Source organism: Corynebacterium macginleyi (assembly GCF_003688935.1).
GTDB classification, from domain to species: domain Bacteria; phylum Actinomycetota; class Actinomycetes; order Mycobacteriales; family Mycobacteriaceae; genus Corynebacterium; species Corynebacterium macginleyi.
The window spans coordinates 1-10732 of sequence record NZ_REGE01000032.1 but is presented as its reverse complement, the minus strand read 5'-3'; the positions used below and the strand labels follow the sequence as shown (position 1 = coordinate 10732).

The window sequence follows — 10732 nt, the reverse complement described above, 5'->3', positions numbered from 1 at the left end:
GCACCAGTACAAAAACTCAGTGGACTCCCCGTCCAAAAAGCGGGGAGACTCCACGTCCACAAAGTCCCTAGACTCCAAGTCCAAAAAGTAGCTAGACTCCAAGTCCAAAAACCTCATGGACATAACAACCTATGGCTAGCGCCTGGATCGTAGCGAAACTCCTGATACGTCATCGGCCGGTGCCTACTCAGCGAGCCCCGCGGCCCGCGATAATCCGGCACCCCCGATTCGGTCGATACCCCTGCCCCTGTCAGCACCATGACCGGCCCATCGCGCAACTGCTTGGCGATGTCCCCCAACGCCTTCCCCGCCTCAGTATGCGGCGCCGTCTCCTCCACGACGCGGGCAATCGATCGCAGCGCGGACTGATGAGCCTGGGCTACAGCGAGATCCATACCCACCACTCTAATGAAGTTCTTGCAAATACTGCTCAACGGGGACTATTTGAGCATCACGTGCTCGGAAAGAATGCTGGCCGTAGTAAAGCACTGTGCGGTTTGCGGGTTTGATCCCCAACTCTTCACCTACAGCCGTAAGATGACGCGTGTATTTGGAATGATAAGTCTGCGATGCCTTGATCTCATATGCCTTAGGATCGCCGCCCGTAAAATCCAAAAGGTCGACTTCTCTTTTAGAACTATCCCGATAGAACCGTAGATCCGGCTTTCGACCAGAGTGAATATGCGTTTTCATGGTTTCTGCTACCACCATATTTTCACGCACTGCACCTGCCTGTGGATGCATAAAAAGTTCCTCCGGTGAAGAAATACCAAGAAGGTGGCACAACAGGCCTGTATCGTAGAAATACAACTTCGCGGTCTTGGTTAGCACCTTCCGGGGATTGAAATGGTGGCTGGGTAAAGAAAATATGATGAAACTTGACTCCAGAATTGACACCCAGTTTTTTACCGTCTGGAAAGAAACATCAATCTCATTAGCGATTGCGGAATAGTTAATCAAGTTCCCAGCTTGCAGTGCACAGACCTTAATGAATCGCCGAAAGCTATCACTATTTCGAACATTAAGTAACCCACTCACATCTCGTTGAAGATAAGTCTGCACGTAGTTTTCAAAATAAATTTTCGGAGGTATTTGCGCCTGATACAAGCGCGGATATCCACCACGAACCATAAATTCATCAACGGTTAGATCAGCTGATATGGAGCGGGCTTCCACGAGGCCGAAGGGCAATAAATGACTGATCCCCACGCGGCCCGCCAGCGATTGCGCTATGGATTCCATGAGCAAGAAATTTTGCGATCCGGATAAGATATATTGCCCTGGGCTTCCCACTTCATCCGAGCGAAGTTGGACAACGGAAAACAAGTCCGGTGCGTATTGAGCCTCATCTATAATCAACGGTCCACTGTGACTCGAAAGGAAACCCACAGGATCTTCTTGTGCCAACCTTCGGATACCTGGATCCTCAAGATTGAGGTATGCCAAGTCCGGAAACATTTCTCTCAGCAGAGTCGACTTCCCAGACTGCCGCGGCCCCGTCACGCTAACAACTGGAAACCATTTCATCAACTGCGTTATAGATCCACTGAGCTGCCGAGGAACAAACATATTTTTACCAAATTTCGCAAGTAGGACGCACCAAATATCTAAAGTAGAGAATACCAAATCTCTAAAGTGGGCCGCACCAAATTTCGCAAGTAGATCTAGTTATCCCCATTTCAAGGCTGCTTTCCCATAGAAAAAGGAGCCACCTGCCGTGCGGCAGCGGCTCCCTATATTAGTAGTGCTAGCTCGTGGGTAGCTGCTCTACGTATAACCACTCAGAATCTAACTCCCCGTGGCGCGAGCATTTGGTGTGCCAGCCATCGGGGCGCACCTGGGCCACCATACGGCGACCACAAATCTGGCAGAAGCGGGGCACATCGAGGCCGGCGGCCGCACTGGGGTGCAGCGTAAAGACCTCTTCTATCGGCTTGCCGGTATTGGGGTGAAAAATTGGCTCGTCCCCGGCCAGGACGGCGGTTGCCAACTCAGAGTTAGGCTCAGACACTACAGGGCCTTAATCGGGAGATCGATGCGGCCCAACATATCCACATCCTTTTCGATTGCCTGCCCCAAGGTGGTTAAGTAATTGCCGGCAATGATGGCGTTGATACCGCCGAGCAAACCGCGCTCAGTGCCGTCATCGCCAAGCGAAAGCTCACGGCCACCGGCAAAGCGGAGGGTGGTGGAGGGCATCGCCAAGCGGAAGGCAGCAACGGCGCGCAGGCCCTCACCCAGGGGAACCAGCGGGCGGTCAGCAAAGGGAGTGCCCGGGCGAGGATCAAGGAAGTTCATCGGAACCTCACACGGATTTATCTCTGCCAGTTGGGCTGCGAACTCGGCACGCTGCTCCAGGGACTCACCCATGCCGATGATGCCGCCGCAGCAGACTTCCATGCCTACCTCGCGCACGTAGTCGAGAGTCTCCTTGCGCTCTTCCCAGGTGTGGGTCGTAACCACGTTGGGGAAGTAGGAGCGGGAGGTCTCCAGGTTATGGTTGTAGCGCTGTGCGCCCATGTCCTTCAGGCGCTGTGCCTGCTCGCGGGTCAGAATACCCAGGGAGCAGGAAATCTCGATGTCAACAGCGTCGTTGATGGCGACGATGGCCTCGCCCACCTGGTCCAGCAGCCGGTCATCCGGAGACTTCACCGCGGCAACGATACAGAATTCTGTAGCGCCGGTCTTGGCGGTCTTCTGAGCCGCCTCTACCAGCTCAGGGATATTCAAACGCACTGCGCGCACTGGGGACTCGAAGAGGCCGGATTGGGAACAGAAGTGGCAATCTTCTGGGCAACCACCGGTCTTAATGGAGATAATGCCTTCTACCGATACATCCGGACCGCACCACTTCAGGCGGGTCTGGTGAGCGGTATCAGCGATTTCTTCCAGCTGGGAATCCGGAATCTGCAGTACTTGTAGTAGTTCTTCCTGGTTAAGGCCTTTGCCTTGCTCCAGAGCTTTCTCACGGGCGATGTCAACGATGCTCATGCAGTGAACCTTACTTGAACGCCGTTCAACTTTGGTCAAAATCACGAAACCCTTCTGCAGGATTACCCTAAGGACTATGACGCTTTACGATGACACCCTCGAACTCCTCCAAGAACTCATCCGCAATGCTTGTGTAAACGACCTCACCCCGGACTCGGGATTTGAGGTACGCAATGCCGATACTCTAGAAAAGTTTTTTGCCGGTGAAGACGTCTCCATTGAGCGCTTTGAATCCCACCCGGGACGGGTGTCCATCGTGGTGACCGTTCCCGGTGATCCCACCCAGGAACCCCTCACCCTCATGGGCCACACCGATGTTGTTCCCGTCGACGAACCCAAGTGGACCAAGCCGCCCTTCGAGGCGCTCATTGAAGACGGCAAGCTCTATGGCCGCGGGGCCGTGGACATGCTCTTTATTACCGCCACCATGGCCGCCGTTACCCGCGAAGTGGCCCGGACCGGCAACCCCGGCGGGACGCTCGCCTTCGTGGGCATGGCCGATGAAGAGGCCCGCGGCGGCCTGGGCGTGCGGTGGATGGCAGAAAACCACCCCGATGCCTTTTCCTGGAAGAATTGCCTCTCCGAGACTGGCGGTAGCCATCTGCCCGGCGCGGTAGGTTTCAATGTGGGTGAAAAGGGCGCCGGTCAGCGCCGCCTCCACGTTACTGGTGATGCAGGGCACGGCTCTACCCCCTATGGCAAGGACTTTGCCATCGTAAAGATTGGCGAGGTCGCCCGCCGCATCGCCGAGGCCGAGCCACCCACAGCCTCCAACGAGATCTGGGAGGGCTTCGTCCGCACCTTTAAGTTCGATCCTGAGACCGAAAAAGAGCTTATCGATGGCACCGGTGACTACACCAAGTTTGGCAACCTCGATGCCTACGCCCACGCCTTTAGCCACACCACCATCGCTGAGACCGTCCTGCGCGCCGGCGGGGCCATCAACGTGTTGCCTTCTCACGCCTACCTCGAGATGGATATCCGCCCCTTCCCTGGACAGACCCAAGAAGACGTAGACGATTTCCTCCGCAGGGCGCTAGGCGATCTCGCCGATGAGGTAGAAATCGAGCACCTCATTACCGAAGACGCCACCCAGTCCTCCACCGATACCGAGCTCTGGCGCACCATTGTGGCAACCGCTAAAGAGTTCTTTCCCGATAAAGACGTCGTCCCCGTCCACGCCACCGGTGGCTCCGACCTCCGCTTCGCCCGCCGCAAGGGCGGCAATGCCTACGGCTTTGCCATGCACGCTGAGGACCGCGATATGGCCAGCGCCAACTCGCAGCTACACAGCCACGATGAGCACCTCTACCTCGAAGATCTCGATCTCACCGTGCGCGCTTACCACAGCTTGGTCAACCGCTTCTTGGGGCTAAACCAGTAGCATTCCCCTCACTTTTACGCGGTGACCTGAAAATAGATCCCGGCATGTGCGCTGCAGCCGGGATTGAACATATGCGCACACTGCGGGCATGCTGTGACAGCAGAATACAGCCGGTAATCCATCTCAAGGCCGCAGGAACCGCAGAGGGCAGCAGGGGCATCAACAAGCATGGGCCCAAACTCATGGTCCGTCAGCTCCGCATGGCACAGCGCGCACGCAAAGTACTCGCCGCAGTTCGCGCACTTATTCGCCACCACGTCGAGCAGGGAATGCCAGTGCTTGCACCGGCCCTCCGCATCAATCGCGCCGTGAATCTTCATAGTTCTGCCACTCCTTTTTGCGCCTAGAGCTTCTTGCCATTGCACACCCGTAAGACCGAGCAGTACTGTGCCGGAAACCGCCTGGTAACTCTGCGGCGAGACCACCGCTACCACGCGCGACCAACTTCTTTTTGCGTTTCCTGCTCCTGATTCATATCAACCATAAAAATAGCACACAATTTTGCTTTCTAAGCTCACCACCTGAAGAAAGAAAAAGCGTTTTTACCTGCAGAAACACCTTAAAACAGGCGAATGTCCGGAGGGTGATTTATAATTTTTTTCGTACACACGTTCACTATCTAAATTTAGGTTTTAAGCGCCATGGAAGATCCCTACTTTTCCACGACCAACACTAAAGACCCCACTACACGCTTAGCTTTTGAGATGCGAAAGACTGAATACGAGTTCTGGACTGAACAGATCCCCGATCTCGATTCTGATTTCGAATTAGTCACCCAATCCCTCTACCGCACCACCGGAGTTAATCAAGGGCGAATCGGCCATATCCTGATGGCACTGTACCGCCTGGAAGAGCTCCCCCAGCTAAAAGAACTACAGCACCAGCTCTATCACTTAGATTTAGACCGCCTCATTGCCATCAATAAATCCCTCAACCGCCTAGGCAACCCAACTCCGGAGGTAGTCGCGCGCATAGATGAGCAGCTCACCGCCTACCTCACTCCCACCCGCGCCAACCAGGCAATGCGGACGCAAGCACAGATTAAAAGGAAGATTAATGAACTCATCAACCTTGAAGATGACACCCTTGTAGTCAAAAAGGGACCAACGCAGCCGCGCTACACCATGGAGAATTGGGGAAACAATACCGCGGCGATGACGTTGAGCGCAGATCCCTCGGTGATGGCGTGCATAGATAAGTGCATCAAGGAGACTGCGCTCAATCTGGATTGCTCACTTGCTGATGCCGCCATTTCCCTCCTCACCGGCAATACCGAAGCACCCCAGGTGATCCTGAATGCCTACAAGGCAACCGATGTTCCCAACTCCCCCGCGTTCATCGAATCCGTTGGGTGGCTCGACCCGGCGCGCTCCAACGCACTGCCTTACTCCAAGATCCGGGAAATGAACCCGGATAAGGAGGTAAAGGGATATGTTACCCCGGCGGATATGGCAGCCTACCTCGAAGGATTCGACGGCACCTGCCGCTACCCAGGCTGCAACCGTCCTGCCACGGGGTGCCAAAAGGATCACCGCATCAACCACGCGGATGGCGGGCCGACGACTCCCGCAAACCTGGCGTGCCTGTGCCAGCACCACCACAACATAAAAACCGATGGACGGGCGTTCTACGTCATGGATCCACACACCCGAGACATTATTTGGCTCTTCGAAGATGGCACCTGGACCGTCACCGAGCCCTCCGGCCCGCTGGCGGAAAAGAATAAGAATTGGGTGCAGACTTTTGCACAAACAATGACCGCCCACCGCGCGCGAGCCTACGAAGAAGCCCACGAGGCGCAAGAAAAAACAAAAACCGCCCCTAAAGAGGAGGATTAAATTCGCCGGTTGGAATACATTGGCTGGCATGATGCAAAAATTATTCACGCTCGACGAGCTGGTTATTTCCCAAACCAAGTCCCTCCTCAAAGATCGATTCATGATTTCTGATGTCAACGGGACCCCAGTGGGCACCATTGTGCAATCCACCAGCCTTAAGGACATGATGTTTAAACCCTCCCGTAGCTTGGAGGTCGCGCTCACGGATACCGAAGGCAACCCTCAGCAAACAGTCATGACGATCTCGGATCCGCCGAATTTTTTGCGGGATACCTACGAAGTACACCTACCGGGAATTGAACAGCCCATGGCAGTTATCACTAAGCGCTTCTCCATGTTTAAAACCAAGATGGAATTAACAATGGAGGGCTTTACCAACGTCGAAGTGCACGGCGATCTCTGGGATTGGAACCTCACCATCACCTCCCAGGATCGCCAGCTTGCCGATGTCTCCAATAAGTGGACCGGCATGGGCAACTACTTCATGGGTAAAAACACGTATCTCCTGCAGATCGCGCCAGACCTCAACGAGCAGCAGCACGCCGCCATCATCGGCGCCGTAATGAGCATGGACATGCTGCGTACGAAGAAAAAGAAAAACAGCAGCTAGGTGAGCACATGGGCATCATTGCAAACGGTGTTTGAAGTGTTCCAGGTTTGTTCCGTTTAGTTGATGGGAAAATCTGGAACATGCCAAGAAAATTTGACCAGGATGCAAAGGACCGCGTGGTCCGTCTCGTGGAAGACCGCATCGTGGCGGAAAACATGTCAATGCGCCCCGCGGGCCAGGCAGTAGCTGCAAAGTTGGGGTTTCATGGCCCACAGCTCGTCAATGGACTTAAGCCTGCCCGCCGCGTGGGAAACATCCCAGAACCAGTGCCTGAAGACTTGGCCGCCGAAAACGCGAGGCTACGTCGTGAAAATCAAGAGCTTCGCGACACTAATGAGTTGCTGAAGGCCGCGTCAGCTTTTTTCGCGTCGGAACCAGGCCCAAAACGTCGGAAATGATCCGGTTCATCGATAAATACCGCAATCGTTTCTCTGTCGAGTTCATCTGTAAGACGTTGAAGAATAACCGGGCTGGCGGGTTTATCACCTCGCGTGGTTATCGCCAGTCCAAAGCCCAAGGGCTTAAGCGCTCGTCGCCTTCGTGACGGCGTGCAGGTTGAACGCATTAGTGCCATTCACCGGGATAATTACGGTGTCTACGGTGTGCAGAAAATGTGGCATGCGCTTCACCGTGAAGGAATCGACATCGGTCGCGAACAAACTGCCCGGCTGATGCGCCTGGCTAGAGTTTCTGGCAAAGGCACAGGCGGATCACCAATCACAACGCGCACACCTCAACGTGCCGGATCTGCGCCCAGACGTGGTCGAGCGTGAATTTAAAGCCCAAGGCCTTAAGCAAGCTGTGGGTGGCCGACATTACCTATGTACGGACACGAAAAGGCTTCGTCTACACCGCGTTTGTCACCCACGTTTACTCCCGACGGATCGTTGGGTGGGCGCTATCGGACTCTATGCGCACTTCAGGCATTGCCGCTGCAAGCACTCAACCAAGCGACCCAGAAGTGCGAAGGAAACAACAGGTCTCATTCATCATTCGGATCACGGCTTATAGTACGTCAGCGTTGTCTACAACCAGCGACTTACCCAGCACGGCATTACAGCTTCCACCGGAACTGTCGGCGACTGAAATGACAATGCACTGGCTGAAAACGTTAACGGCCCCTCACAAGAGGTGAGCTGATCCATACCCGCAGGTGGAATAACGTTGTCGAGGTAGAAATCGCCACGTTTGAGTGGGTGTCATGGTGGAACGAGGTAAGACTCCACCAAAGCCTGGGATACCGAACCCCGGTCGAGGTGGAAACCGAATTGCGGAAGAAGAACCCGCAACAGGGAATAATAGAAATCAAGGCAAATGCCTAGGAACAAAACCCGGGGCACTTCAAAGGCAAAAACATGTATGTGGCCACAGTCATTGACACTTCATTCACGGAAACTTGCAGGTTATGCGCTCGCAGACCACATGCGGGTCTCACTGGTGATCGATGCTTTAGCTCACGCACATGGTGTGCGTGGCAGTGGTGACGGGGCCATTTAACATTGACGATCACGGCAGTGTGTATACCTCGCAAACCTTCAGAAATTACTGCTCGTCGTTGGGTGTGCGCCAGTCTATGACAGCGGTAGGAACGAGTGCTGATAATGCCCTAGCGGAATCGTTTAACGCCACCTTAAAGCGGGAAGTCTTGCGTGATAGGAAAGTCTTTGACAATCCCATTATCTGCCGGCAGGAAGTCTTCCGGTGGTGCATGCGCTTGTAACACGCGCCGGCGGCACTCCTGGTGCAACCTTGTAGCCCCTGATGTCTTTGAAACCGAGACTTCAACTACGCTGACCAAAACAGCATAGCTAGCCCCCGATGTGTCCACTTTTCGGGGGTCGGGCCCATGCGCCTGGCTGGTGTTTCTGGCACAGCCACAGGCGGATCACCTATCACAACTCGCACTAATCGGGTGCCCACCCAACGAGGGTGACCTCAACATCAAATATCTCCCGCATAGAGTAGTCTCCTTAAGATACCCGCACTATACGAGAGATATTCGTAACACTGCCAGACAAAAAGCCCTGCCAACATTCTGCGATTAATGCATCACTATCGGGCTCATGAGCCAAAGAAATACTCCCCTTTGGTCGCCCTAACCCATAATGCTGCAAACGTGGGGACTCCAAGAAATTAGGCAATCAACTAACTGTGGCTGCCTTTTCTTCATCCGGCCACACTGTCACTGCTTTGTATGCGTAGTATACACACGCTACGAACACAACAATATTTCCAAAGATGAGCCACTGCGGTACATCGTTCGACAGAACTATCTGTAAAACAGCACTCACAAAGCAAAGCAAGGCAATGTTGGTACTCAACGCAATGATCAGCATTCTACGTCCAAGACTCATTTTGTCCCCTACTTCTTCGTGTTACCTATATTTATCCGCACTGGTCAGCAGCAGTCATGATAGAACCAGATGCGGTTGCCATGGTAACTGCAGCCATCGCTGGGCCAATAGGACCCGTGAGCGGTGCAGATGCGACTCCGACTGCAGATGCTACAGTCCCTGCACCCCCTAGAAGGACAGCCCCCGCACACCCAGCAGCCGACCGGGTCTGAATGAGGGTTGCGTCGACCAACTCTGGATCAACATTCATTGAATACTTTGCAGTAATCTGGTCACCCTCAACCGAGTATTCAATGTTTACTTTCTCTCCAGTAGTGAGAGTGTTTGAAGTGGGCAGAGCTTCTTCTTCGCCATTCGGGCTTTCTACGAATACTGTGTCTGCTTCTTTACGAACATCACCGTTTACTACTTCAGCGGAATATCCGCTCTCATCAGCGTCATTGATTACGAGAAGCGCTTGTCGCTCTTCTTGTGCCTTCGCAATCCTTTCCCCAAGAACATCATTCCCTGCCCCTGTGTAAGTTGACTGCTGAACCCCGTTCTGAGATATCTCAGCTGACGCAGCGACTGGCACTGGTAGGAAGACAGAAGCTAGTGCGATAGAAAAAGCAAGCTTAGTTCCAAACTTCAAGGAAAAACCTCTTTCTGAATTCCCGAATACGAATGACATCAGGTGAACGATAACACGTTCGCTTAACCTTCGCAGGACATAACTGAGGTTTCCCCCTTTAGTGGACACCCGATTAGTGGGGTTGCCCGTAGATCGTGGACACATAGTAGAGCTACCTGGTGGTTAGGCAGCTATTTCTTTTCTGCTGGTGGTTAGGCTGGCGTGGTTCTCGAAGTCGACGGGACTGACCATCCCGAGGGCTTCAATGCCGGCGCCGACGGTTATAGACGATTTCAATCCAGTAAGCCACAGCCTGACGCGCAGAGTCACGCGTTGGCCAGCGCTTCCGGTCGTAAAACTCGGTTTTAAGCGTCGACCAGAACGACTCGGCCATCGCATTATCGAAACACACCCCAGTACGCCCTACAGACTGAGCAACGCCCAGATTGCGGCATACCTCCCAAAGCTGCTCGCTGGTAAATTGTGTTCCGCGGTCAGCGTGAAACACCAGCCCGTCAGAAACGTCACCGCGAAAGTGTGTGCGCCATCCGCACCGGCCCGTTCGACCAGGCACGTATCTTGGACCCTATCCATCACCTAGCCCAATACCCTGCGGGAATGGCCGTCGCGGTCCACGCACAAGTACGAACAGCCTTCACCGGTGAGCAGGTTTGTAATATCTGACATCCATACTCGGTTGAGCGTACCTGTATCACACATGCGTTTGACCAGGTCATCAAGAGCAGATTTACGCTTGGCTTGGATCGTTGTCACCGACACAAAAGCACGCGGTGACATCCCTTCAATTTGTTCAGAAAACTGACATGGTAGCGGTGTGGTGAGTATCTGGTAGCACCTGAGCGAGTATCCAGTAGCGGATGGGCCTGCGCCCACCGGGGCGAGACTTCCCGCGGTCCGCCCTTCGTCAACGCCGCGACCTGCTAG

13 protein-coding genes and 3 pseudogenes are annotated in these 10732 nt (G+C 54.1%); 9 read left to right on the top strand and 7 right to left on the bottom strand.

The features are described from left to right. Positions 1-128: 128 nt before the first annotated feature. From D9V82_RS11565 to bioB, 4 genes and pseudogenes are all read right to left on the bottom strand, one after another. A pseudogene (locus D9V82_RS11565) lies at positions 129-395 on the bottom strand (NAD-dependent protein deacetylase); the annotation flags it as partial. 10 nt (positions 396-405) lie between these two features. Then, a complete protein-coding gene (locus tag D9V82_RS11560) occupies positions 406-1527 on the bottom strand; it encodes an ATP-binding protein (RefSeq protein ID WP_239088617.1) in 1122 nt (373 codons plus the stop codon). A gap of 220 nt (positions 1528-1747) precedes the next feature. Continuing rightward, the gene (gene bsaP / locus D9V82_RS11555) at positions 1748-2011 is read right to left on the bottom strand and encodes a biotin synthase auxiliary protein BsaP (protein WP_121912491.1); all 264 of its coding nucleotides are present in this window, start codon (positions 2009-2011) and stop codon (positions 1748-1750) included. After that, positions 2011-2991 (bottom strand): biotin synthase BioB, encoded by a 981-nt coding sequence (gene bioB / locus D9V82_RS11550; RefSeq protein WP_121912490.1) that lies wholly within the window; start codon positions 2989-2991, stop codon positions 2011-2013. Before bioB ends, bsaP begins: the two co-directional genes overlap by 1 nt. A gap of 76 nt (positions 2992-3067) precedes the next feature. On the opposite strand from bioB, the gene D9V82_RS11545 reads away from it, so the two are divergent. Beyond that, the gene (locus D9V82_RS11545; protein WP_121912489.1) at positions 3068-4375 is read left to right on the top strand and encodes a M20/M25/M40 family metallo-hydrolase; all 1308 of its coding nucleotides are present in this window, start codon (positions 3068-3070) and stop codon (positions 4373-4375) included. Between the two features lie 14 nt (positions 4376-4389). On the opposite strand, the gene D9V82_RS11540 is transcribed toward D9V82_RS11545, so the two are convergent. Continuing rightward, positions 4390-4695 (bottom strand): CHY zinc finger protein, encoded by a 306-nt coding sequence (locus D9V82_RS11540; protein WP_121912488.1) that lies wholly within the window; start codon positions 4693-4695, stop codon positions 4390-4392. Between the two features lie 384 nt (positions 4696-5079). Between D9V82_RS11540 and D9V82_RS11535 the strand changes: the two genes are divergently transcribed. The 8 genes and pseudogenes from D9V82_RS11535 to D9V82_RS12825 all read left to right on the top strand — a co-directional run. Next, on the top strand, positions 5080-6213 hold the full coding sequence (locus tag D9V82_RS11535) for an HNH endonuclease signature motif containing protein (protein ID WP_234457732.1): 1134 nt from the start codon (positions 5080-5082) through the stop codon (positions 6211-6213). A 28-nt stretch (positions 6214-6241) separates the two neighbouring features. After that, complete coding sequence (locus tag D9V82_RS11530; protein ID WP_121912486.1) at positions 6242-6823, top strand: LURP-one-related/scramblase family protein; 582 nt, start codon at positions 6242-6244, stop codon at positions 6821-6823. A gap of 80 nt (positions 6824-6903) precedes the next feature. Further along, on the top strand, positions 6904-7221 hold the full coding sequence (locus D9V82_RS12350) for a transposase (RefSeq protein ID WP_121953331.1): 318 nt from the start codon (positions 6904-6906) through the stop codon (positions 7219-7221). Further along, entirely contained in the window at positions 7218-7367 is a 150-nt protein-coding gene (locus D9V82_RS12345) for a hypothetical protein (RefSeq protein WP_167449816.1), read from the top strand. The genes D9V82_RS12350 and D9V82_RS12345 overlap by 4 nt, the downstream gene beginning before the upstream one ends. Beyond that, positions 7315-7596, top strand: coding sequence for an IS3 family transposase (locus D9V82_RS13195; protein WP_167449820.1), 282 nt, complete (start codon positions 7315-7317; stop codon positions 7594-7596). The genes D9V82_RS12345 and D9V82_RS13195 overlap by 53 nt, the downstream gene beginning before the upstream one ends. Beyond that, positions 7593-7958, top strand: coding sequence for a DDE-type integrase/transposase/recombinase (locus D9V82_RS13190; RefSeq protein WP_420826854.1), 366 nt, complete (start codon positions 7593-7595; stop codon positions 7956-7958). The genes D9V82_RS13195 and D9V82_RS13190 overlap by 4 nt, the downstream gene beginning before the upstream one ends. A 1-nt stretch (position 7959) precedes the next feature. Beyond that, the gene (locus D9V82_RS13185) at positions 7960-8145 is read left to right on the top strand and encodes an integrase core domain-containing protein (protein WP_121912483.1); all 186 of its coding nucleotides are present in this window, start codon (positions 7960-7962) and stop codon (positions 8143-8145) included. A 24-nt stretch (positions 8146-8169) separates the two neighbouring features. Further along, a pseudogene (locus tag D9V82_RS12825) lies at positions 8170-8631 on the top strand (transposase); the annotation flags it as partial. A 577-nt stretch (positions 8632-9208) separates the two neighbouring features. Here the strand turns inward: D9V82_RS12825 and D9V82_RS11500 are convergent. After that, the gene (locus tag D9V82_RS11500; RefSeq protein ID WP_121912480.1) at positions 9209-9847 is read right to left on the bottom strand and encodes a hypothetical protein; all 639 of its coding nucleotides are present in this window, start codon (positions 9845-9847) and stop codon (positions 9209-9211) included. A 168-nt stretch (positions 9848-10015) separates the two neighbouring features. Then, positions 10016-10594 (bottom strand): annotated as a pseudogene (locus D9V82_RS12820) (IS3 family transposase); the annotation flags it as partial. Positions 10595-10732: the final 138 nt, after the last annotated feature.